This window comes from Imperialibacter roseus, from assembly GCF_032999765.1.
GTDB classification, from domain to species: Bacteria; Bacteroidota; Bacteroidia; order Cytophagales; family Cyclobacteriaceae; genus Imperialibacter; species Imperialibacter roseus.
Genome location: NZ_CP136051.1, coordinates 4,278,105 through 4,300,287 on the forward strand (window position 1 = coordinate 4,278,105; position 22,183 = coordinate 4,300,287).

Genomic DNA, 22,183 nt, shown 5'->3' on the forward strand with positions numbered 1-22,183 from the left:
TGGGCTATTTGTTTCTGAGACCTTGGTAGTAATCAATAAGCCCAGCACTGGTTTTGGGCCAATTGTACTTCTCAAGCACTGCGTCTTTACCATTCTCGCCCATTCTCATAGCTTGGGACGGGTCTTTGGAAATAGCAATTATCTGCCTGGCCAAATCCTCAGCATTCCCTCCCTCATGAACCAATCCGCACTGAGCTTCCTCAACCACCCTGACTTGGGGTGGGCAATCACTTACTACGAGAGGTTTACCCATCGCCATGTACTGAAAAATCTTATTGGCGAATGTGGTGTCGTGGTGCAAATTGCGGTGGATGGGTGACACACAAACCGAAGCGACACTTATGTAAGAGGGGAAAAGAGATACGTCCTGCCAGCCTTCAAAACTTACAAATTCTGAAACACCGAGTTCGCTGGCCCGATGCCGCAACTGCACATCTTCAGTGCTCTTGCCGACGACAATCAAATGTGCATTCTTAATTGTCTTCAAGACCAAAGGCAGCGCCTCAATAAGCTCCATGGTTCCACGCCTCAAGCCGGTATCGCCCACATATACAATGTTGAAAGTATCCTTAAAGCGAGCGGCAATCCCAGCGTCTATGAAATAGTTCAAAAAGATGTCCGGGTGAATCGTGTTGGGCACCACCACCACTTTTCCAGGCTCTATACCGGCAGAACGAACTGCTTCGTCCCGTGCTTCTTCTGTCACCAATACCACCTTGTCGGCTTTTCTCAGAAGCTCGTTTTGTGCCTTTTCCCACCTGGATAAATTGATCAGGTATTTGCCCGGAAACTTCTTCAAATGAGGGTAAAACTGCATAATCACCGGTCTGTTCTCGTGAAGGTCAAGAGTCAATGGAAGACCGAATTTTTCGTTTGCCTGAAAAGCAGCTCTCGCCAGCACCATGTCATGTACATGCAACGCTTGTATGTTGTTCTTCTCAATGAAGTGAACAATCATCGGCTTCACTTTCCTATGAAAAAAAGGAAAATCATAGGCCAGCGCCGAAGACTTATATATCCATTTACCTGCTGCGTATCTTTTGACCCTTATACCATTCCAAACCTCCTCGCCTGCTTCCTTTTTGTACGCTAACGAGAAAAGGAATACGTCGAAACCAGCTTCAATCAGACTTACCGCTTCATTCTCCACCCGGGAGTCGGGCGGAAAATCCTGATCGAGTAACATGCCTATTCTGAGTGGGGCCATTCCGGTTTGTTCTGGATAATTTGATAACTTCGAGCCGCAAAATACAAACAATGCAAACATCGCAAGCCAGGTACGAGCAGGCAAAAGAACTTGCAGCCAATTTTTTCTTCGTCAAGCGGAACATCAAGGTGCCTGCAGAAGCGGCCAAAGGTGCCAACTTCACCTACTTGTCTTACAGAATCCTTCGACCGGTACTCAAGACCTACTACTGGACTTTTAAGCAGTTCAACCGCATGACAGCCTGGACATCTCCAGCTTCCATTGTCATTTTCAGGGAGTTGCTGACCAAAGACATGAAAGGTGTTGAATTTGGCAGTGGGAAAAGCACGGCTTTTTTTGCGCAGCACCTCGGTCAACTCACTAGTATTGAACACCACAAAGGCTGGTATGAGAAAGTGCAAGCCTGGATGAAAGAGAGAAATATCAACAACGTGGATTACAGGCTGGTAGAGCCTGATGGAAAAGAAAAGCCATTTCCGGCATCAATGATGAGTTACTTTCCCGAAGGGCTAAAGACGAAAAAAGGATTCGTCAACTACGTAAGCGAGCTGCTTACTTTCGACGATAATTCGATTGACTTCCTGCTTGTTGACGGTCGTGCCCGCACCGAGTGCGCTCTGATTGGCATTCACAAACTGAAGTCGGGTGGCCTGTTAGTGCTGGACAATGCAGAAAGAGACTGGTACAAGCCAGTTTATAAGGCTGTAAAAGACTGGCCATGTGTTTTCACTACCACTGGCCTGACCGATACCGTTATCTGGTTTAAACCATAACCATGGGCGTAGTCATCCGGCAGAGCTTTATCACAACCGTGCTTACCTATGTGGGCGTGGTGATTGGCTATGTCAATGTGCTTATCCTTTTTCCAAAATTTCTGACACCTGAAGAAATTGGCCTGGTTCGGCTTATTCCAAGTGCCGCCTTTCTCCTGTTACCGCTGGCTCAGCTTGGCCTCGCCCAATGCACCGTTCGTTTCTATCCGGCGTTCGAAAAAAAGAAAAACGGCCCTGGCGAACTGCTGGCCTTTGGCTTCATTGGGGTAACGGTCGGCTACCTGATCACACTTGTACTTTACAATATCTTCAGGGAACCCATCACGGCCTATTTTGCTAAGGAGTCTGGGTTGGTCAACAACTACCAGTGGGTAATTTTGGCTGTGCTGCTAGTTATGTCGTTTCAGGCTGTAGCCGAAGGATATTCCCGGGCGCTCTTAAAAATTGTGGCGGCCAACTTTGCCAAAGAAGTGCTTGTGAGGGTTGGGACAAGTATCACCGTGCTGCTCTATGCTGTGAATATCATCACTTTCCCTGTCATGGTTTACACCATGATTTTGGTCTACGGTGTATCGTTGCTTTACCTGCTCGGCTATCTTGCTTACCGCAAGCAGCTGTCACTCAAATTCTCTTTTTCTGCATTCGAAAGGCCACAACTGAAAGAAATGATGGTCTACAGCATGTATGCGTTGCTGGGTGCCGGCGGTTCTTTCATCATCTTGAATATTGATCAGATCATGATCAGCGGAATGATAGGCCTGAGCTGGAATGGCATCTATACCACTGCCTTTTACATCGCTGTGGTGATTGAAATGCCCCGCCGGGCACTGACGCAGATAACGACACCCCTAATTTCCCGGGCTTTCGACAAGCACGACATGGTGGAGATAGACAGTTTGTACAAAAAGGTGTCCATCAACCAGATGATCGCTGGGTCATTGCTCTACATTGGCATTGCAGCCAACCTCAATTCCATCTTTGCGCTGGTACCCAACAACGAAGCCTTTATCCAGGGGGTTACCGTGGTGAACATCATCGGTTTGGGCAAACTGCTGGACATGACCTTTAGCTTGAACGGGGAGATCATTGTGATGTCGAAATACTTCCGTTTCAACGTGCTTTCGCTGGTGATACTGGCAGTGCTTGCCGTCATGCTCAACCAGTGGCTCATCCCACTTTATGGCATCGACGGTGCCGCCTGGGCTTCCGCCATCTCTCTGTTTCTCTACAACCTGGTGAAAATGATTTTTGTCTGGGTGAAAATTGGCGTGCAGCCTTTTACCTGGAAAAATGTGGGGATGCTGGTCATTTCTGGACTGGTGCTTTTGGCCGGCATTTATCTTCCTGCTTTTTCAAATGTATTTTTGGATATTCTCGTCCGGTCTACAATGATCACGTTCTTATTTGGCGGGGCCGTCCTTCTTTTTAGAATTTCACCCGATGTGAATGAGTTGGTAAAGGTGGTTTGGGGTAGGTTTAGGCAGTAACTCACAGTCAGAAAACGGATATAGCAAAAGAAGAATCCGTGGTTTGAAAAAGAGCTAACCCCAGAACCAGGAAATTACGTTTACCAACTACTGACTTAACTATCAGAGAAAGTGAACCCCAAACCTCTACTTGATTATATCGCCAGGTATATAGCTCTTACCGTAGAAGAGCAGCATTTGCTGCTGGCCAATATCAATCAGAGGCGGTATCTAAAAGGACAGTACGTCGTACAACAAGGCGACATTTGCCAATTTGAGAGCTTTGTGTTATCAGGCTGTCTGAAGTCCTTTTACGTAGATCCGGACGGACACGAGCATATTGCCATGTTCGCAATAGAAAACTGGTGGGTGGCCGATTTGGGTAGCTTTATCAAGCAAAAGCCTGCCGACTACAACGTACTTTGTTTGGAGACTACTGAGCTGATCCAAATCCATCATGAGAAGCTTGAGGAGCTTTACCAAAAAATCCCATCACTCGAACGATTCTTCCGGATTATTATTCAAAACGCCTTTGTGGCTTCGCAAGATAGGATAGTGCAAAGTATGAGCGTTCCTGCTAAGGAGAGATACCTGGCTTTTAGAAAAAAATATCCTCTAATAGAGCAACGTGTGCCTCAATATATGATCGCCTCTTACCTTGGTATCACTAAGGAGTTTCTCAGCAAAATCAGAAGTCAGCTTATCCATGAGCAATAGATGTTAATCTAGTTGAACCTTCCTTTTTAATCTGGTTTATTCTCCCGCAGTATCTCAGGTCGGAACTTTGTGCCTCACAAAACACAAAGTAATATGTCAACATTATTAGAAAAGATCAGTGACCTGAACGACCTTGTTCTTCAGGGCAAGGCCATGGAAGCCTTTGAAAGGTACTACCATGAAGATGTAGTGATGCAGGAAAACGAAACGAAGCCCACTGTGGGCAAGGCCGCCAACAGAAGGCGGGAAGAAGAGTTTTTCGCAGCAATCACAGAGTTTAGAGGGGCGAAACCGCTCAAGGTTGCTGTTGGTGAAAGCGTGACCATGGTAGAATGGCACTACGACTACACCCACAAAGACTGGGGAACCAGAAACTACACCCAGATATCTGTGCAGGAATGGCGGAACGGCCAAATCGTACTTGAGAAATTCTACTACGGGGTTTGAAAAGGAAGAAATCATGATCAATAAAATTTTTAAAACCCCCGATACATGGGAGCCTTTCGTTTTGAGAGTGCTACTTGGTCTTGTCATTTTTCCTCATGGTGCTCAAAAGCTTTTTGGCTGGTTTGAGGGTTATGGCTTTGATGGAACGATGATCTTCTTCACCGAAATTGTTGGCATGCCTTGGGTGCTCGGCTTCCTGGTGATCCTATTAGAAGCACTAGGCTCCATTGTTCTGCTGGCCGGTTTTGCTACGAGAATTTTGGCAGCCTCCTACATTTTGCTTGCGATAGGAATTGTTACGACCTCTCACTTGCAACATGGTTTTTTTATGAACTGGTATGGAAATCAGCCTGGAGAAGGGATTGAGTTCTTCATCCTGTGGGTGGCAATAAGTACTGCACTGCTCCTTTCCGGAGGTGGTAGATACTCTGTTGACAAGTGCTTATCCGGCGTACTACCTCAGCAAGCCCATTCCTTTTAAAAAGTAGATGCTGGCTTTGAGACTGACGAATCAAAACCAGCATCTACAAATTTTACCAAAGCCCAAGCTCCCACGGGTACACAAAAAGGTAGTGGCTAACCACAATGAGCATGTACATCCTGAAAAATCGGTTCTGCCTGAAAAAGACCAATAAAGATAGAAGAGCTGCCAACACAAACCCATTGAATACCCAACCGTTGGCCGCTGTGACCAAGAAGCCTGTAGCAGCCAAGGCCCATACGGAAGAGACAGCCGTAATAAATCCGGTGGCGGCCAGGGAGATAGCCTTTTGTTTGCCATCCTTCACTCCTATGTAGGTCGCAATAAATCCAGCTACTGGCCAGAACAATACAGTTAGCACCCCTCTTGCGTTTATATCAAGGAAATCAACCAGGGCCGGTAGCATAAAAACAACCAGGCTAAACGACAACCCAAGCGAAAAAATTACGCCTGGTTTTTCCTCAGCCTTCAGATATTGCCAGCTTATGGCATGGAAATGAAGCCCGGCAGAAGCAATGGTAATAACCAGCAATATTCGAGACACAAAATCTTCGTACCCCAACGTCAGCGAAGGCATTCTCAACACAAACACTGCTGCAAATAATATGAAAATAAATCTTTCAATAGCTGGCGTATACCTTTCGTGAAGCCAGGTCAGCAGATAGTTTTCGTTGCCTCTCAGGTAGAAAAAAGAAATGGAGTAAGATAAACACAGCGCCAACACCGCCATTGTCCTCAGCTCAATAGCTCCTGGCAGGTGCAGGATTTGAAAAGTAAATGACGCCAGAAACAGCAGCACTCCCAACAGGATTGCTACAAGCAGCCACCCTCCCCTCTTTTCTTTATTGGCTATCATTCCGAACGTAGATCCGCTGATCAACGCAAGCGCAATGGCTATAAAAGATCCGATGAGCATTTGCCCGGCACCGGGAAACTTCATCAGCTTAAATACCGATCCTGCAAAAAGCAGGAAAAAAGAAAGGTAGGCAAGCCACTTCGAGAGCGATTCTCTTTTGTTCATTGTTTCCATGGTTTCTAATTGTATAGTTTGAATTTGTTTTGGAGGTAGTTCCTTAGTGATCGCCAGCCAGGCAGCATCAAAAGACTGCCCGGATGCTATCAGCTTTTCTATATCGCAGCTAACATGATCAAGCATCTCATCCTGCAGGGGCTTGTAGGTCATACCCTGGCGGGCAAGGTAATCTCTGATGGCCTGTAGCTGTTCTTTGCTCAAGCTCCCCATATCTCCAGGCTTATGTTCGGTGCCGGCAGCAGGATATTTTTCAGGGTCTCGGTAAATTTTTGCAATTCCGACACTTTTACCTTTGCCAACTCCACTCCCTGTGGCGTAAGCGAATAGTACTTTCTGGCACGTCCGTCCACCACCTCGGTTTCGGCAACCAGCAACCCCTCATTCTCCAGCTTGTAAAGAACGGGGTAAAGAGCACCATAGGTCAGTTTGATCTCGCTTGCAGAAAGCTCTTCCACTTTCTGGCTGATCTCATACCCATACATTTGCTTGTTTTCGGCAAGGAGCTTCAGAATAATGGTCTTCAGCGTGCCTTTTATAAACTCAGATGATGACATTGTTATATATTTAATTTTCTTAAATATATACGATTGAAAATTGAAACACAAATATTACACCCATCTTTCGACACCAGACTATCAACAGGGGGGGCCAAAAAGGACACATCTTCAATTACCTCTGGTCCGTCGCCTCTCTGGCAGTGTTCATCGAAACAACGGTTACCAGGCATTCTGGAGGGGTATAAACGATCAAAACGAACAATTTATCCTATGACCTGGCTAACGAAACTTTTCTCAAAAAAATCTAATAACCAACTGGTGATGAAATTCTCAAAGGACGACAATACCTGGTTGGTAATGAAAGAGTACTCCATCATGTTTATTGGAAGCGAAACAGCGTGTAATACATATATGAGGAATTTTGCTTCGAAGTAAAATCCTCGTTGAAGAAATCGTTAGCTGACCAACGACGGCTATCGATCTGGTTTATTAGTTTGAAGCCCATACCTGCCCTTCGGGGACCAACAGGTATGGCTTTTTTTCTTTTCGTTTCTCCTTCATATGTTGCCCTTCAGCTTGAGCAACTCTTTTTGGATCAATCTGTATTTCCGGGGATTGAATGTTTCGTTTGTGGTTAAATAAAAAAGCAAAACTGGCTCAATGCGTCTCGCCCGGCCGGGCTTCTCCAGTCGGATAGGCTTGGACCTTTTGCTTATTTTATGACCACTCGGGATATTGGGTGTAAAGGGTGATCCTCCAGATTTTCCGCTTGATCCTTCTTTTTCTGCTCGATCGTGTTGCCGCATGGGTCTGTCGATGTCAAATTCCACTTCATCGAAACATCACTTACTTCTTTTTTGCATACCGTATTAATAGGCAAATCAACTACTAAATGATATGTCGTGGCTACCTACAATTCTTGCTAAAATATTAAAGCCGAAGAGTGAACTTAGGCTGAAGTATTCAAAGGATGACAATGTATGGCTTGTGATGAAGGAGCACTCAATCCTGTTCATGGGAGACGAAATGCAATGCAGTATTTACATGCGAAATTTCGCTCGAAAGTGACATCTTCATAATTGTAACTCTAAACCAGGTGGTTTTTAACCAATGTAGGCTTTGAACTTAGCCCCGGCCTGATCCCTAAACAGGCATGCAGATTTAGTTTTATGGAACTACGTATTTGGAAAACACAAAAAATAATTTCAATAGTACCAATTTTTACTACGTCGTCTCATATCCCGGCTCTATCGACACCTACTTCCTATTCGTCGAAACAAAATTTCTCGCTCTCTTTTCCTCCGTATAATTGAATAACCAAACAAAAAAATATCATGAACTGGTTTTCAAAAGTGCTCGCTCAGGTGTCAAAATCAAAGGATCAGCTTACTCTGAAATTCTCAAAGGACGACAATACCTGGTTGGTAATGAAAGAGTACTCGATCATGTTTATTGGAAGCGAAACAGCGTGTAATACATATATGAGGAATTTTGCTTCGAAGTAAAATCCTCGTTGAAGAAATCGTTAGCTGACCAACGACGGCTATCGATCTGGTTTATTAGTTTGGAGTCCATGCCTGCCCTTCGGGGGCCAACAGGTGTGGGCTTCTTTTTTTTATACATATGATGATAATCATAAAAAGGAAATTCTCTGCTCTTTATACTTGCATCAGTATTTGAAAAAGCGGCAAGTAATGAAGCAGGATATTGCATCCAGAGCAGACATCGAAAAACTGGTAGACCAGTTCTACAGCAAAGTCAGAATCGACGGTACGATAGGTTACATTTTCACAGACATCGCTGCACTCGATTTTGCCAGGCACATGCCCACCATGTATAAGTTTTGGGAGACTACCCTCCTGGGAATAATGTCATACAAAGGCAATCCGATGTCGGTGCATATCCAACTGGACAAGAAAGAGCAGTTGAAAAAAGAACACTTCGACCGATGGCTGGAACTATGGACAGCCACTGTGGACGACCTCTTCGAAGGACCAAAGGCGGAAGAGGCCAAGACGAGAGCCTCCCAAATCCGCTACCTCATGCAATATAAAGTAGAGCAAAGCAGGCAATTGTCTAGCCCCTGAAATTATTTAGTGTATGGATCACCCTTTGCACTTCATCATCTGTTAGCTCGGGAAACATAGGAAGGGAAAGAATGCTGCTCTTTTCAGACGAACAAACTGACAGCCCCTCAGGGTCTGTTCTGAACGACCGGTATGGGGAAAGTTCGTTAATAGGGGCTGGATAGTGAATAGCGACACCAACGCCGCCACGATCTAAGTGTCGGATCAGGTTTTCCCTGTCATCTGTTTGAATTACATATTGATGAAAAACAGCATAGTCTGGATCTCCCACCTGGGGCAATCGGTACATCGACCTGTCGAGACCATACATATAGTAGGTGGCGATGGATCTTCTTCTTGTATTCCACTGATCGAGCAAAGGAAGCTTCGATCTCAGAAAAGCTGCCTGAAGCTCGTGCAGCCGACTGTTTCTGCCTGCCACTTTATGTACATCCCGTGCGGGCTGTCCATGATTGCCCACCAACCGAACTGTAGCCGCATATTCGTCGTCGTTGGTAACAACTGCGCCCCCATCGCCCAGGCAGCCCAGGTTCTTGGTGGGGTAAAAGCTAAAGCAGCCAAAGTCTCCAATGGTGCCTACATTTTTTTCCTGATAAACAGCTCCATGCGCATGGGCACAGTCTTCGATCAATACCAGCTTATGTGCGTCTCGTATTTCCAATAATTCATTCACGTGCGCTGGCTGCCCATACTGATGCACGACAATAATGGCTCTTGTTGTCTTCGAAATGCACCTTTGAACTGATGCCGGATCGATGGTGTATTCTCCGGGAAGGGCGTCAGCGAAGACAGGCGAAGCCCCCACATTGATGACCGACTCTGCAAGGGAAACCCAGGTATTGGCAGGAACAATTACTTCGTCTCCGGCCTTTATACCCGCAGCCTTCAATGCCAGCTCCAGGGCGTCGGTGCCATTGCCGCAGCCAATGCAGTGCTTCACGCCCAAATACTCTCCAAACTCCTTCTCAAAGGCCTTGACCTCCTCACCAAGAACAAACCAGCTTTTGCTCAGCACCCTGTCATAAGCCTCGTCAAGAGCGGGTCTCAGCTTCTGATGTTGTCGGCTTATATCAAAATGTGGGATTGTATTCATAATATGTAGTCAGGCTAAAACCTGCGTCAGCGCTTGTTATCAATAAAAATTTCGAACAACCTGTTTGAGAGCTTCATAGCGAGGCTCCTTCTGGCGTATTTATCAAAGTGCTTAGGTGCGAATGGTTGGTCAGCTTTGAAATCAGCAAACTGTTTCTCTAACGCTCGCCTAACTCCAACCTTGTCGTTGAATCCAAGGCATGCACCTGCCCCCGTATCCTCAATGATTTTGGCAACATCTCCGGCAGAATCACCGATAGCCAAAATCGGTCGCTTCGCCTCCAAGTATTCAAAAAACTTTCCGGGTATGTGTCCTTTTGCATTGCCGGAATCATTCATTACCAGCAATTGAACCGTGCTGGTTTTCATCGCCCTTCTTGCACTGCCATGAGACAGGTAGCCATCAACAGCGAGCTTACCCTTCAGCTCAGGAAAAGCCTCGATAGATGCAATCACCTGATCACTAAGAATACCTGCCAGGTAAATTTCCAAACTAGTAGCAAATTCCCTGTTTTCGACGCACAGCTCCGAAAGCACCTCCCATAACACCAGAGGGTTTCTCATTTCATTGAGCATGCCAATATGTGCAAGCCTAAATTTTCCACCTGGCACCGTAGGCTTTTCACTTTCCATAGCATGCTCGTCGTACCCATTCGTTAGCACAAACGTTTTAGTGGCACCCAATCGGCTAAAATCGGCCGCCCAGGCATTACTAACCGTTATGAGCAAATCACAGTTTTTGATAACCTTTTGTTCGAGAAAACTGTGACGTTTACGAGCCCACCCTTTCACCCCAAGCTTGTCGAGAATGTCCCATTGTGACCAGGGATCTCTGAAATCAGCTACCCACTTTACTCCCGTCTTTTTTTGGAGCTTCATGCCAATCAAATGCATGCTGTGCGGAGGCCCCGTGGTGATAATCAGGTCAATGTTATTGCTCTTAATCATTGGAGCCAGAAAGCGAACCGACGGTCTGACCCAAAAGACTCTGGGGTCGGGAATGAAAAAGGTAGCTCTGGCCCAAATAAGGAATGTATCAAGAAAGCCTTTCTTCTTTTTCTCAAGCACTTGCCCCTGCCTGGGCTGTCCGTCCTTACCGAAATATTTTAGTGGCTCCCAAATCGGAAACTTCCAAACCTCCAGATTGTCAGCTACTTCCCTCATCAGCGTGTCATCTTTGAGGCTGAATGCCGGATTTTCCGGAGTGAAAATGATAGGCTCAACACCAAATTCCGGGAGGTGACTGGAAAGTTTCAGCCATCTCTGAACACCCCCTCCTGCACTCGGGGGCCAATAGTAAGTAACTATCAATACTTTCAGTTTTTTCATCCCGGCTAGGCTAAGAATAAGCAAACATACAAAAAGAGACCATTGGCCATTTCAAGATTAATAGTAGATTTGCCACGCATTAGCGAAAAGCGTTAGAAATTTATCTTTTTGTGCCTACCTTAGAATGTTAGAAGTCTCTGCTTTTCACAAGGTTGGCGAGCTAAGCGCAAACAAATGGTTTTTTAATGAAGAAAATAGCTGTATTTACTTCGGGTGGTGATGCACCTGGCATGAATGCTTGTATAAGGTCTGTTGTTAGAAGTGCTCTTTATCATGAACTTGAGATCTACGGAATCAAGTATGGTTATAATGGAATGATTGAGGGGGACATCTACAAAATGAAGTCTTATTCCGTTAGCAACATCGTTCAAAGGGGCGGCACGATACTCAAATCGGCCAGAAGTAAAGATTTCATGACCAAGGAAGGTCGCAAGAAGGCCTATGAGCAGCTTTCGTCAAGAGGAATAGAAGGCCTGATTGCCATTGGTGGAGACGGAACCTTTACCGGTGCTAATATCTTCTTTGAGGAGTATGGCATTCCGGTGGTGGGTGCGCCAGGCACAATTGACAACGACCTATTTGGTTCTGACTATACTATTGGCTTTGATACAGCGGTAAACACTGCGCTCGAAGCCATCGACAAAATAAGAGATACGGCCATGTCGCACGACAGGGTCTTTTTTATCGAAGTAATGGGGCGGCACTCAGGCTATATTGCTATCCAGTCAGGCATCGGCGGCGGTGCCGAGTTGGTGATGGTGCCTGAAACTTCTACTACCATCAACGAAGTGATTAATGCCCTTCAAAAAGGCAAAGATGCGCAGAAGACCTCCTCCATTGTGGTAGTGGCTGAAGGAGGTGAGGAAGGCAATGCACACGAAATTGCCGCCAAAGTAGCACCGCATTTGCCAAAAGCGGATATACGGGTTTCCACGCTGGGTCACATCCAGCGAGGCGGCAACCCCACCGCTTTTGACAGGATTCTTGCTTCCAGACTAGGGCTGGCTGCAGTAGAAGGTCTTTTGAATGGGGAAAAAAATGTAATGGTAGGTATTATCGACAAAGAAGTGGTATACACCAACTTAAAAATCGCCATTTCAAAGTCGAAGCCGCTCGATCAGGATTTGATTCGGCTCGTCGAAATCCTTAGCATCTAATTGTCATGGGCTTTTTACCCATCTTCCTGGCCCTTTCTCTCTTTCTCATGCTTTGGGGCATGGTGGTCAACCAGTTTCTTCGCTCTGAGAAAAAAAAGATACTCACCTCGGCCAGTGAATTCGGGCTTTCCGGGAGCCTGCAGGTGATTGACCAGCAACTGGCTTCAGAAGATTCAAAGGAGCTTAGAAGCCTGAGAGCACAGATGTTTCGTTATAACAAGCTGATTTCCAGCTTCCCCTACCGGATTGTGGCTGTGCTAATGAAGCTGAGTAAGTTCTAAACGTTGAGGCCATTCTCACGAAGCATCTTATAAACTTCAGCGGTTGCCAATCGGTCAAACCACTGAACCTCTGCATCTTTTCTAAACCAGGTCAGTTGTCTTTTTGCGTACCTTCGTGAGTTCCGTTTGAGCAGCCGAACAGCCTCTGTTTTGTCGTAGTTGCCTTCCAGGTAGCCGAACACCTCCTGATAACCCAGCGTTTGCAGCGACTGAAGATGCCTGTTGCCAAAAAAAAACTCAGCCTCTTCAAAAAGGCCGTTGGCGATCATTTGATCCATGCGCAGGTCGATACGGTCGTACAATTGCTGGCGGTCAGCCGTAAGACCTATTTTGATAGTAGAAAACGGCCGCTCACTTTTACCCTGCCGCATCCTGAAAGAAGAGAACGTTTTCCCGGTCGATTCAATTACCTCAGCCGCTCTCACAAGCCTCACAGGGTTGTTTTTATCAACCTCTTGAAAAAACTCAGGGTCGTGCTCTTCAACGTATTTTCTCACTTCCGAAAGACCGTTTTCTGCCACATTCGCATTCCACTTCTCACGCACACCTTCTTTGATAACAGGCATTTCATCCATGCCATCGCACACCGCCTGCACATAAAGGCCCGATCCACCCACCATGATGGCTACGCCTCTCTCTTTGAAAACATCAGCCAGCACGGCTAGCGCATCTCTTTCGAACTGCCCGGCTGTGTAGTCCTCGGTAATCGACAGGCTATTAACAAAATGATGCTTCACCTGTTCAAGCATAAAAGGCTCGGGTTTTGCAGTGCCAATCTCCAGCTCCCGGTAAAACTGCCTGGAGTCGGCCGAAACGATCTCAGTCGGGAGCTTTTTGGCCAGGTCGAAAGCCAGGTCGGTCTTTCCAACGGCAGTTGGCCCCACTATTACAATCAGCTTTTTATCACTCCGACTCATTATTGGCATCCTTAAATCAGGCTCGTTTACTTATCTTTTTGCAATTTTATTAACTTTAGGCAATACGTCGCCTGTTTGGCAGACTACCTTTGATGCATGATCAGCCTTGACAACAAAACTACGGAAGAATTACGGAAGGAGATCGAAAGGCTTAATGCTGAGCTTCGGATAGCACAATCACGGTTTAAAACGTCCATAGAAGACAGCAACGACATCAGCCTGTTGCTAAACAATGACGTCATTGTCAACTGCAATGAAAAAGCTCTTGAGGTTTTCAAGGTTGGTAGCAAAGAAATTGTTGGAAAGTCAATTTTTGAATTTTGCCCGAATTTTCAAGCCGATGGCAGTGCCTCAGCAGACAAGTTCCAACAAAAAATAAAACTGGCGCTGCTTGGCCTCCCCCAAAAGTTTGTTGGAGAAATTAAAAACTCTTCTGAGAAGGTCTTCTTTTCTAAAATAAAGCTATCGGCACTAACCGAAGAGAAAAACAACCACCTGCTTTGCACAATCAAGCTGGAGAACAAGGACGATGACGCCGATGTGTATTTTCTGGAATCGGAAAAGACGTTCCAATCTCTGGCCGACAATGCTCCTGTGCTGTTGCGAATGACCAATTCCAACAACTTCTTCTACTACTTCAGCAAGCAATGGCTCAAGTTTACTGGCAAAGAAGTAGAAGAGGAGCAAAACAATGGATGGATTGCCAACATTCACGAAGAAGACCTGAATGACGTGCTGGTTACCATGGACCTGGCTTTTAAGCGTCGTAAAAAATATGAGGTTACCTACAGGCTGCGCCGCTACGACAAGAAATACAGATGGGTGCTGGATACCGGCATTCCGAGAGTCAGTAGCCTGGGTAAGTTCTCCGGCTATATCTCCGCCACCATAGACATTACCGAGAGGAAGCTGGCAGAAGAAGCTGAAAGCCGTGAAAAAGCTTTGTTGGAGAGCGAAAAAAAGCTTCAAAAATCGCTCAACCAGTCTAAAATTCTTTCGCTTACCACCAACAGCGAGGGCATTATTACATTTTGCAACGAAGCATTTTTGAAAGCCACCCGAAAACCCGCCGGGGACCTCATGGGCAAGAGTCTGTTTGAGGTGTTTCAGCCCTACGGCGGCGACAACGTAACCAAAAAAAGTTTCCGAACACTGGTAGAGAGAGAGGACTACACCGAGGCACTGACTGGCGTAATTACGCTGGATGGAGACGAAATTCTCATTATACGGTTTAGCTCCATTATACTTAAGAATGCCAAGGGCCAGGTAATTGGTATCACCATCGTTGGAGAAAATATTACAGAACGACGGAAGGTTCGACAAGAGTTAGAAAAGACCAACGCCCAGCTGAAAGAACTCTTCGACAATTCGAGCGACCTTATTCAAATTTTCACATCGGAAGGAGAGTTCAGGTTTGTGAATGAGGCCTGGAAAACCAAACTCGGATACAATGACGAAGAAATAAGCCAGCTGAGGCTTACTGATTTGATACCGAAAGACTACCAAAGCAGTACAGTCGAGAACCTGAACCAGATTGGACGTGGGGAGCGAATCGAGAAGTTTGAAACTGTTTTTATCAGTAAGTTTGGTAAGAATATCTACGTTTCCGGGCGAGTCAACTGCACTATTCAGGATGGCAGCCCGACAGAGTTTAGAGGTATCTTTTACGACATTACAGAAAGGATACGTGCCGAAAAAGCGCAAAGCCTCTACTACAAAATTGCCAACCTGACGACCACCAGTAGCAATCTGGATGCGCTGTACCGCAACGTATTTGAGGAGCTTAACAAAATACTGAAGATTCAGAATTTTGCCATCAGTCTCAAAGATGAAAAAACAGGGAAAATCCAGTTCCCTTACCTCATCACCGAGTTAGAAGAGCCGTCGGAAGTCAAGCAGCTAAAAAGCATTACCAAACTGCTGGCTGAATTCACATTTGAGAGAAGCAAGCCACTGATCATTTACGAAGACGGTATTCGGCGCATTGCAGATAATAAAAAGTTGCCTCTTCATGCCAAGCTTCCGCTGATATGGCTGGGAGTGCAGGTCAATGTCGATGGTAAACCGGCGGGTGTTATTTCGTTTCATTCTTACAAAGACCGAACAGCCTATAACCACAAAGACCTTGAACTGCTGGATTTCATCTCCAGCCAGGTGTCTCTTGCGCTCGAACGCAAGTCGAACGAAGCGAAAATCATTAGCCAAAGCGCCAGGCTAAAAGCAATTTTTGAGTCTACCACTCACCAAATCTGGTCCATCGACAGGAACTACTGCTTCACTTCCTTCAACCAAAACTACGCTGATGCGCTGCAGCGCTACTACGGCATTACCCCCTCTCTGGGTGGTCAGAGCGGCTTCGACTTTCTGGTTCCAAGCCTCGGCGAGTTTTGGAAAACCAAGTACGACCGTGCTTTTAGTGGCGAAATCGTCAACTTCCAAAGCCATGTTACTGACCTCAAGGGCAACAAAATATGGAGAGATGTATTCCTCAACCCAATCTTCCTTCCCGACGGCTCTATTGAAGAGATTTCAGTTATCGCCAACGACATTACTGAGAAGAAGCTTTCGGAAGTGGCACTACAGGAAAGCGAAGAGAAATTCAGGAATATCTTCGAATCCTTTCAGGACATTTATTTCCGTTGCGATGCCAAGGGAAAGATCACGATGATCAGCCCGTCGGTCATAGAACTTTTAGGCTACACATCTAAGGAGGTAATAGGAAAAAACATCGACGAACTCTTCAGCTCGTCCGACTCCATCCACAGTGTATTCAGCAAGCTGCGAAAGAACAGAAGGCTAAGAAACTTCGAGGCGACCTTGTACACAAAAGATGGAAAGGATTTGCAATGCCTCTGCAACATCCGCCTGGTATATCGCAGAAACTACCCGCTTGAAATTGAAGGTGTCGCCAGAGACATCACCACGCTGATCCGCACCAATGAAGAGCTTCGCAAAGCAAAAGAGCTGGCAGAAAGGTCACTCAAGATCAAAGAGCGTTTCCTGGCCAACATGAGCCATGAGATTAGGACGCCTATGAACGGGATCATTGGCATGCTGGATCTGATAGGCAGTACACAACTCAATCAGGAGCAGTCCGAGTACCTCAGAACAATTAAAAAGTCTTCCGAAACCCTCCTCACCATTCTCAACGACATTCTCGATTTGTCAAAAATTGAGGCGGGCAAAATGGAGATTAGAAAAAGGCCCGTAAACCTCCGGGGAACGCTGGACAAGCTTTATAACCTATTCAGCCAGCAGGCGTCAATCAACGAAACTAGCCTTCAATACACGGTAGCGAAAAGCTTACCCGAGTACTTCCTCCTTGACGAAACCAGGGTGTTGCAAGTTCTTTCGAATCTCACCTCCAATGCCATCAAGTTCTCCAAAGGGCGAGGCAAAATTTACATCAGCCTTAACGAGCACAAGAGAAAGGGGGACACCCTGATTTTGAAGGTGAAGATCAAAGATTCGGGCATTGGGATAAGCAAAGAAGACCTGAAGAAGCTCTTCGACTCGTTCAGCCAGGTTGACAACTCTATGACCAAAAAGTTTGGCGGCACAGGCCTCGGACTGGCAATATCTAAAGAGCTGACCAAATCGATGGGCGGTGAAATAGGCGTTTATTCTACGCCCGGCCTTGGCAGTACCTTTTGGTTTACCTTCGAAGCAGAAATAATAGAGCAACCCGAGGAAAGGAATCTTCCCCTTACCGACGAGGCCATTCAGAAAGTGTTCAGCAAGAAAATCCCATATATACTTCTGGTGGACGACAATGACGTCAACAGGAAGGTAGCAGGGCATATCCTTATTAAGGCGGGATGCAGGGTAGACTTTGCAGAAAACGGCGACGACGCTATTGAAATGATCCAGCAGCACCAGTACAACGTGGTTTTTATGGACATACAAATGCCCAAAAAAGACGGTGTGCAGGTCACCCGGGAGATTAAACTCCTCAACCTCGACCATCAGCCCCCAATTATCGCCATGACCGCCTATTCGATGGAAGAAGACAGGAAGAAATTCCTCGATAGTGGTTTGGACGACTATATTTCCAAACCGATCCAGGCCAAAACCATCATCCAAAAAGTGGTGGATTGGATAGAGAACAATAAGCCAAGCGAAATTGTAGTCCAAAAAATGGCCGAGGTACCTGACGACCTTAAAATTGTAAACACGCTGGTGCTGGACGAACTCAGCAAGTATGGCGGAGCCGAAATGGTTGAGTCGGTGCTCAACGACTTCTTAAAGGAGGCTCAGGAGAGTCTTGCAAACTGCAAAGACGCTCTGAGAGTGAGCAATTACGAGGTACTGAGGTCGGAACTGCACACGCTAAAGGGTAACTCCGGAACCCTGGGCATAGAGCGTTTTGCCTGGTATGTAACTCAGCTTGAACAGGAACTAAAGCGTAGCATTTACGAAGAAGTAGAAAAGAAATTAGCTCAAATAGATGCTAGCTTTGATGAATTTAAAGAAAATTACAAGTTATTTGTGGGTGCGAGTTCAACCTCATCATAATTATGAAAAAAATTCTAGTCGCTGAAGATAGCTCAGTTATTCAGAACCTTACCAAGAAGATTCTCACGCTTCAAAATTTTCAAATCACTTCGGTAAAGAATGGGGAGCAAGTGCTTCAAAAACTCAATGAAGAGTCTTTTGATCTTATCCTAATGGACATTAACATGCCTGTGATGGACGGTATCGAGTGCACAAAAAAGGTGAGAAACCTAAGTGATGAGGCTAAAAAAAATATACCTATTGTTGCCATAACCGGCAACGCCCGGAATTACACCATGGAGGAATTTCTTGCTAATGGAATCAATGACTTCATTCCCAAGCCTTTGAATTTTGACCAGCTTGTTGAAAAAGTAAGGAAGTATACCAGTTGATATGCAGGTAAAATACAGCAAACATTTCCTCAACAAATTAGAAGATATTTTCGCTGAGTCGGACTATATTCTCCGCTATGAAAAAGGCAGTTTCCATTCCGGCTACTGCATTTTAAGAGACACCAAAATTGCCATTGTCAATAAGTATTTCCCTCTTGACGGCAAAATCAATGCCTTGCTCGAGATATTAAAGTCTATAGAAATCGACCCAAAAGGCCTCAGCGAAAAAAACAGATCGCTTCTTCTGGAGCTCACCCAAACCAAGCTGGAGATTTGAAGCTGACCTTCCTCGGAACCGGCACCTCGCAGGGAGTGCCCGTCATTGCCTGCGATTGTGAAGTATGCCAGTCGGTTGACTTTCACGATAAACGACTCCGCTCCTCTGTTCATATTGAGGTTGATGGTCTCAGTCTGGTGATAGACACCGGCCCCGACTTCAGACAGCAGATGCTCCGTGAGCGAATCAAAAGACTCGATGCTGTCATCTTCACTCATGAGCACAAAGACCACACTGCCGGACTGGACGATATCAGGAGTTTTAACTTTCTACAGCAAATGGACATGCCGGTGTATGCCAGCACAGCGGTTATCACACAGCTCAAGAGAGAGTTCTCCTATATTTTTGCTGACCACAAGTATCCCGGCGTTCCATTGGTGGACGTAAAGCTTCTTGACGGGAAGCCATTCACCATAGGCAATACAACGATAACGCCTATTAATGTTATGCACTTCAAGCTGCCGGTGTTTGGTTTCAGAATTGGCGATTTCACATACATAACTGATGCCAACTACATTTCGGACGAGGAAAAGAAGAAAATAAAAGGAAGCAAGGTACTGGTGCTTAATGCCTTGCAGAAAACGCCCCACATTTCCCACTTCACGCTGGACGAAGCCATTTCTCTGGCGCAGGAGCTAAAAGCCGACCAAACCTACTTCACACACATCTCCCACAAGCTGGGCTCGCATAGGGATGTCTCTGCTCAATTGCCTGAAAACATCTATCTTGCTTACGACGGTCAGCAGCTAACGCTTTAATTCCCTGCTGCAAGGTTTGCTCTTACTATGCATCTCAACTATTTCTTTCTGAAACCGCTGTGCGAGGAGCTGGATGCCACCTGGCGTGGCTTCACATTAGGCGCATGCTTCAGCCAGCAAAAAGATGAGCTCATTTTTCACTTTTACAGAAACGAGGAAGAAAAGTTTATCAGGGTCTCCCTCATTCCCCAGCTCACTTTCATTTCATTCCCTGAAAACTTTGCCAGGGGCAGAAAAAACAATGTCGATCTGTTTGAAGAAGCCATTGGTGGCCAATTGGAAATGGTCAGCATCACCCCCTGCGATCGCTCGTTTGTCATGGCGTTTAACAATGGCTTTAGCTTCCTCTTCAAAATGCATGGCAGCAGATCAAACATCATCGGCACCGACAAAAACGGTAACCAGAGGCTTTTCAGGAGCCAGCTTTTGGATGATGAAGGGCTCACACAAGAACAGCTTGTGTCAACACTTGCATTGACAAGAGAGCACTTTGACGAAGTGGAAGGTGAGCTTAGACAATTTGTTCCCATTTTGGGTAAGGAAACCACAGCATTTCTAAACGGGCTGGGCTACGATGACACAACGATAGAAAGAAAATGGGCACTGATAACACAGATGCTAGGTGCTTTTGAAAGTCCCACGTTTTACATCTGCCGCTGGCAGGAAAAGGTGCAGCTGCTGCTTTTCAGAGCAGGGGAAGTGCTCATGGAAACTGACTCGGCTATTGAGGCAACTACGGTTTATGCGCAAAAGGTCAGCAGGGAGTTTTACCTAAAAACCGAGCTTCACCCGCTGCTGCAACGCCTGAGAAAAGAGCTGAAGCAAACAGAAAGCTACCTGAAACAGTCAAAAGCTAAATTGATTGACCTGAAAGAAGGAAAAAGCTACTCCCAACTGGCCGATGTGCTTATGGCCAACCTTTACCAGGTAAAAGAAGGACTGGAGGAAGTGGTGCTTGATAATTTTTATACCGGCCAGCCAGTTAGCATCAAGCTTAAGAGGGCTTTGACCCCGCAGAAAAATGCAGAGATTTTTTACCGGAAAGCCAAAAACCAAAAGATTGAAATAGAGAAACTAGAGGAGGCCATTGCTGCTAAGGAAGCGCTGGAGGAAACTGTTGCAGAACATCTGCTGCATCTGGAAGACATGACCGACCTGAAACTCATCAGGCAGTATATTCAGCAACACGGACTAGCGAAAGAATCGAAACAAGCTGCCATAAACCGCCCTTTTAAAGTGTTCCAGATTGGGCTGTACGAGGCGTGGGTGGGCACCAACGCCAAAAACAACGACGAGTTGACCCTGAAGTACGCTACAAAAAACGACCTTTGGCTGCATGCCAAAGATGTGCCTGGCTCGCATGTAGTATTGAAATGGAGAGCAGGACAAAACTTCCCAAAGCCGGTTATCGAGCAGGCGGCGGCTCTGGCTGCCTACTATTCTAAAAGGAAAACAGACACACTTTGCCCTGTAATTTTCACGCCAAAAAAATGGGTGAGAAAACCAAAAGGCGCTCATCCTGGAGCCGTAATTGTGGAGAGAGAAGAGGTGATTATGGTTGAGCCGGGGCTGCCAAACTAACGAGAATTCATTGCAGCCTCCGTTCAATTATTTATCTTTATCTAATGGCAAAGCCCTACCAAACACCGGAGACCGACATCAACGACATCATGTTGCTTGAGCCGGAAGCTACCTATAGCTACGCCCACTACCTTCGGTGGAGTTTCGAGGAGAGGGTGGAGTTGATCAAAGGAAAGGTTTTCCATATGTCGCCAGCCCCAAACCGGGCACATCAGGACATTAGCGGAAACCTCCATGGCATTCTTTGGAGCTTTTTAAGAAAAAAGAAATGCAAGGCCTACGCTGCCCCCTTCGATGTGCGGCTGCCACAAAAACCATCAGATCCCGATAATCGGATTTTCTCCGTGGTTCAGCCAGACATTTGTGTGGTGTGCGATCCCTCCAAACTAGATGACAAAGGCTGCAGTGGCGCACCTGATATTATGGTAGAGATTCTCTCCCCATCCACTTCTTCGAAAGACCTCAAAGATAAGTTTAGCCTATATGAAGAAAATGGTGTAAAAGAGTACTGGGTGGTTTATCCGGGTGAAAAAGTCGTAGAAGTTTTCGTGCTGCGTAGTGATGGGAAATACAGCCAATCTTTAAAGTTTACAGACGACGAAAGCGTGACTTCCACCGCCGTTCCCGGACTGACAATTGACGTGAACGATATTTTCGATTATTGATATAAAATGACACCTTCCCTACTCGCTGTTGAAGTTAAACAGCATGCCATCATGCGCTTGCAGGAAAACACGCAAAAAATAGCCAAATGCCTTGATCAACTATCTGAGGTGGAAATATGGCAGCGCCCTAACGCCTCATCCAACAGCATGGGTAACCTTATTCTTCATCTCTGTGGAAATATTACCCAGTACATTATTTCATCATTGGGGGGCAAAGAAGACCGTAGAGTGAGAGATGAAGAGTTTGACGCAAAGGGCGGCTACAGCAAAAAAGAGCTCCAGTTGAAGCTTGAAAGCACCGTTGCTCAAGCCATTGAAGTGATCCAAACTATCTCTGACGAGGAACTCCTTAGAGTTCGGCCTGTGCAAGCCTACGAGTTTTCAGGGGTTGGCAATGTTATTCATGCCGTAGAGCACTACTCCTACCACACGGGGCAAATTGCCTTTTGGACGAAACAGGTGAGAAACAAAGACCTGGGCTTTTATGCCGATGTCGATCTTAACAGAAAGGGTCAGTGATTTTACATGCAGC

Annotated in this window: 22 protein-coding genes; 16 read left to right on the forward strand and 6 right to left on the reverse strand. The window is 46.0% G+C overall.

What is annotated here, in order from left to right; translation table 11 throughout:
* Nucleotides 1–4: 4 nt before the first annotated feature.
* Complete coding sequence (locus tag RT717_RS17955) at nt 5–1,207, reverse strand: glycosyltransferase family 4 protein (RefSeq protein ID WP_317487765.1); 1,203 nt, start codon at nt 1,205–1,207, stop codon at nt 5–7.
* Nucleotides 1,208–1,257: 50 nt separating this feature from the next.
* On the opposite strand from RT717_RS17955, the gene RT717_RS17960 reads away from it, so the two are divergent.
* The 5 genes from RT717_RS17960 to RT717_RS17980 all read left to right on the forward strand — a co-directional run bounded on the left by RT717_RS17960 (nt 1,258) and on the right by RT717_RS17980 (nt 5,091).
* Complete coding sequence (locus RT717_RS17960) at nt 1,258–1,980, forward strand: class I SAM-dependent methyltransferase (protein WP_317487766.1); 723 nt, start codon at nt 1,258–1,260, stop codon at nt 1,978–1,980.
* Nucleotides 1,981–1,982: 2 nt separating this feature from the next.
* On the forward strand, nt 1,983–3,467 hold the full coding sequence (locus RT717_RS17965) for an oligosaccharide flippase family protein (protein WP_317487767.1): 1,485 nt from the start codon (nt 1,983–1,985) through the stop codon (nt 3,465–3,467).
* 111 nt (nt 3,468–3,578) lie between these two features.
* Nucleotides 3,579–4,163 carry a Crp/Fnr family transcriptional regulator gene (locus RT717_RS17970; protein ID WP_317487768.1) on the forward strand — a complete coding sequence of 195 codons (585 nt, stop codon included), beginning with the start codon at nt 3,579–3,581 and terminating at the stop codon, nt 4,161–4,163.
* Between the two features lie 93 nt (nt 4,164–4,256).
* Nucleotides 4,257–4,610: a nuclear transport factor 2 family protein gene (locus RT717_RS17975; protein ID WP_317487769.1), complete on the forward strand. Its 354-nt coding sequence runs from the start codon at nt 4,257–4,259 to the stop codon at nt 4,608–4,610.
* 13 nt (nt 4,611–4,623) lie between these two features.
* Nucleotides 4,624–5,091, forward strand: a complete 468-nt coding sequence (locus RT717_RS17980) for a DoxX family protein (protein ID WP_317487770.1) — start codon at nt 4,624–4,626, stop codon at nt 5,089–5,091.
* 52 nt (nt 5,092–5,143) lie between these two features.
* Here the strand turns inward: RT717_RS17980 and RT717_RS17985 are convergent, their stop codons facing one another.
* Nucleotides 5,144–6,334 carry a hypothetical protein gene (locus RT717_RS17985; RefSeq protein ID WP_317487771.1) on the reverse strand — a complete coding sequence of 397 codons (1,191 nt, stop codon included), beginning with the start codon at nt 6,332–6,334 and terminating at the stop codon, nt 5,144–5,146.
* On the reverse strand, nt 6,322–6,678 hold the full coding sequence (locus RT717_RS17990; RefSeq protein WP_317487772.1) for a PadR family transcriptional regulator: 357 nt from the start codon (nt 6,676–6,678) through the stop codon (nt 6,322–6,324). The genes RT717_RS17985 and RT717_RS17990 overlap by 13 nt, the downstream gene beginning before the upstream one ends.
* A gap of 1,277 nt (nt 6,679–7,955) precedes the next feature.
* Between RT717_RS17990 and RT717_RS17995 the strand changes: the two genes are divergently transcribed.
* Complete coding sequence (locus RT717_RS17995) at nt 7,956–8,126, forward strand: hypothetical protein (protein WP_317487773.1); 171 nt, start codon at nt 7,956–7,958, stop codon at nt 8,124–8,126.
* Between the two features lie 189 nt (nt 8,127–8,315).
* Entirely contained in the window at nt 8,316–8,708 is a 393-nt protein-coding gene (locus RT717_RS18000) for a group III truncated hemoglobin (protein ID WP_317487774.1), read from the forward strand.
* On the opposite strand, the gene RT717_RS18005 is transcribed toward RT717_RS18000, so the two are convergent.
* Together RT717_RS18005 and RT717_RS18010 are read right to left on the reverse strand one after the other, a co-directional pair.
* Nucleotides 8,698–9,801, reverse strand: a complete 1,104-nt coding sequence (locus tag RT717_RS18005) for a DegT/DnrJ/EryC1/StrS family aminotransferase (protein ID WP_317487775.1) — start codon at nt 9,799–9,801, stop codon at nt 8,698–8,700. The genes RT717_RS18000 and RT717_RS18005 overlap by 11 nt on opposite strands.
* A 26-nt stretch (nt 9,802–9,827) precedes the next feature.
* Entirely contained in the window at nt 9,828–11,129 is a 1,302-nt protein-coding gene (locus tag RT717_RS18010) for a glycosyltransferase (protein ID WP_317487776.1), read from the reverse strand.
* A gap of 185 nt (nt 11,130–11,314) precedes the next feature.
* Here RT717_RS18010 and pfkA point away from each other — a divergent pair, with 185 nt between their 5' ends.
* Both pfkA and RT717_RS18020 read left to right on the forward strand, forming a co-directional pair.
* Entirely contained in the window at nt 11,315–12,286 is a 972-nt protein-coding gene (pfkA, locus tag RT717_RS18015) for a 6-phosphofructokinase (RefSeq protein WP_317487777.1), read from the forward strand.
* A 5-nt stretch (nt 12,287–12,291) separates the two neighbouring features.
* Nucleotides 12,292–12,567 (forward strand): hypothetical protein, encoded by a 276-nt coding sequence (locus tag RT717_RS18020; RefSeq protein WP_317487778.1) that lies wholly within the window; start codon nt 12,292–12,294, stop codon nt 12,565–12,567.
* Here RT717_RS18020 and miaA read toward each other — a convergent pair.
* Nucleotides 12,564–13,484 (reverse strand): tRNA (adenosine(37)-N6)-dimethylallyltransferase MiaA, encoded by a 921-nt coding sequence (gene miaA / locus RT717_RS18025; protein ID WP_317487779.1) that lies wholly within the window; start codon nt 13,482–13,484, stop codon nt 12,564–12,566. The two genes, RT717_RS18020 and miaA, sit on opposite strands and share 4 nt — an antisense overlap.
* A gap of 96 nt (nt 13,485–13,580) precedes the next feature.
* Here miaA and RT717_RS18030 point away from each other — a divergent pair, with 96 nt between their 5' ends.
* From RT717_RS18030 to RT717_RS18060, 7 genes are read left to right on the forward strand one after another with little or no spacing between them, the layout of a single operon-like run.
* Nucleotides 13,581–17,999, forward strand: coding sequence for a PAS domain S-box protein (locus RT717_RS18030; RefSeq protein ID WP_317487780.1), 4,419 nt, complete (start codon nt 13,581–13,583; stop codon nt 17,997–17,999).
* Nucleotides 18,000–18,001: 2 nt separating this feature from the next.
* Nucleotides 18,002–18,370 (forward strand): response regulator, encoded by a 369-nt coding sequence (locus tag RT717_RS18035; protein ID WP_317487781.1) that lies wholly within the window; start codon nt 18,002–18,004, stop codon nt 18,368–18,370.
* A 1-nt stretch (nt 18,371) separates the two neighbouring features.
* Nucleotides 18,372–18,647: a hypothetical protein gene (locus RT717_RS18040; protein ID WP_317487782.1), complete on the forward strand. Its 276-nt coding sequence runs from the start codon at nt 18,372–18,374 to the stop codon at nt 18,645–18,647.
* Nucleotides 18,644–19,405, forward strand: coding sequence for an MBL fold metallo-hydrolase (locus RT717_RS18045; RefSeq protein ID WP_317487783.1), 762 nt, complete (start codon nt 18,644–18,646; stop codon nt 19,403–19,405). Before RT717_RS18040 ends, RT717_RS18045 begins: the two co-directional genes overlap by 4 nt.
* Nucleotides 19,406–19,432: 27 nt before the next feature.
* A complete protein-coding gene (locus RT717_RS18050) occupies nt 19,433–20,986 on the forward strand; it encodes an NFACT RNA binding domain-containing protein (RefSeq protein WP_317487784.1) in 1,554 nt (517 codons plus the stop codon).
* A gap of 44 nt (nt 20,987–21,030) precedes the next feature.
* A complete protein-coding gene (locus RT717_RS18055) occupies nt 21,031–21,651 on the forward strand; it encodes a Uma2 family endonuclease (RefSeq protein ID WP_317487785.1) in 621 nt (206 codons plus the stop codon).
* A gap of 6 nt (nt 21,652–21,657) precedes the next feature.
* Nucleotides 21,658–22,170: a DinB family protein gene (locus tag RT717_RS18060; protein ID WP_317487786.1), complete on the forward strand. Its 513-nt coding sequence runs from the start codon at nt 21,658–21,660 to the stop codon at nt 22,168–22,170.
* Nucleotides 22,171–22,183 lie beyond the last annotated feature (13 nt).

Bases quoted from the DNA above. Each gene is read 5' to 3' on its own strand.
- RT717_RS18010 (WP_317487776.1), bottom strand. From the start codon at position 11,129: ATGAAAAAACTGAAAGTATTGATAGTTACTTACTATTGGCCCCCGAGT.
- RT717_RS18005 (WP_317487775.1), bottom strand. From the start codon at position 9,801: ATGAATACAATCCCACATTTTGATATAAGCCGACAACATCAGAAGCTG.
- RT717_RS18055 (WP_317487785.1), top strand. From the start codon at position 21,031: ATGGCAAAGCCCTACCAAACACCGGAGACCGACATCAACGACATCATG.
- RT717_RS17980 (WP_317487770.1), top strand. From the start codon at position 4,624: ATGATCAATAAAATTTTTAAAACCCCCGATACATGGGAGCCTTTCGTT.
- RT717_RS18040 (WP_317487782.1), top strand. From the start codon at position 18,372: ATGCAGGTAAAATACAGCAAACATTTCCTCAACAAATTAGAAGATATT.
- RT717_RS18060 (WP_317487786.1), top strand. From the start codon at position 21,658: ATGACACCTTCCCTACTCGCTGTTGAAGTTAAACAGCATGCCATCATG.
- RT717_RS18035 (WP_317487781.1), top strand. From the start codon at position 18,002: ATGAAAAAAATTCTAGTCGCTGAAGATAGCTCAGTTATTCAGAACCTT.
- miaA (WP_317487779.1), bottom strand. From the start codon at position 13,484: ATGAGTCGGAGTGATAAAAAGCTGATTGTAATAGTGGGGCCAACTGCC.
- RT717_RS18020 (WP_317487778.1), top strand. From the start codon at position 12,292: ATGGGCTTTTTACCCATCTTCCTGGCCCTTTCTCTCTTTCTCATGCTT.
- RT717_RS18050 (WP_317487784.1), top strand. From the start codon at position 19,433: ATGCATCTCAACTATTTCTTTCTGAAACCGCTGTGCGAGGAGCTGGAT.
- pfkA (WP_317487777.1), top strand. From the start codon at position 11,315: ATGAAGAAAATAGCTGTATTTACTTCGGGTGGTGATGCACCTGGCATG.
- RT717_RS17995 (WP_317487773.1), top strand. From the start codon at position 7,956: ATGAACTGGTTTTCAAAAGTGCTCGCTCAGGTGTCAAAATCAAAGGAT.
- RT717_RS17985 (WP_317487771.1), bottom strand. From the start codon at position 6,334: ATGGGGAGCTTGAGCAAAGAACAGCTACAGGCCATCAGAGATTACCTT.
- RT717_RS18000 (WP_317487774.1), top strand. From the start codon at position 8,316: ATGAAGCAGGATATTGCATCCAGAGCAGACATCGAAAAACTGGTAGAC.
- RT717_RS18030 (WP_317487780.1), top strand. From the start codon at position 13,581: ATGATCAGCCTTGACAACAAAACTACGGAAGAATTACGGAAGGAGATC.
- RT717_RS17990 (WP_317487772.1), bottom strand. From the start codon at position 6,678: ATGTCATCATCTGAGTTTATAAAAGGCACGCTGAAGACCATTATTCTG.
- RT717_RS17960 (WP_317487766.1), top strand. From the start codon at position 1,258: ATGCAAACATCGCAAGCCAGGTACGAGCAGGCAAAAGAACTTGCAGCC.
- RT717_RS17965 (WP_317487767.1), top strand. From the start codon at position 1,983: ATGGGCGTAGTCATCCGGCAGAGCTTTATCACAACCGTGCTTACCTAT.
- RT717_RS17975 (WP_317487769.1), top strand. From the start codon at position 4,257: ATGTCAACATTATTAGAAAAGATCAGTGACCTGAACGACCTTGTTCTT.
- RT717_RS17955 (WP_317487765.1), bottom strand. From the start codon at position 1,207: ATGGCCCCACTCAGAATAGGCATGTTACTCGATCAGGATTTTCCGCCC.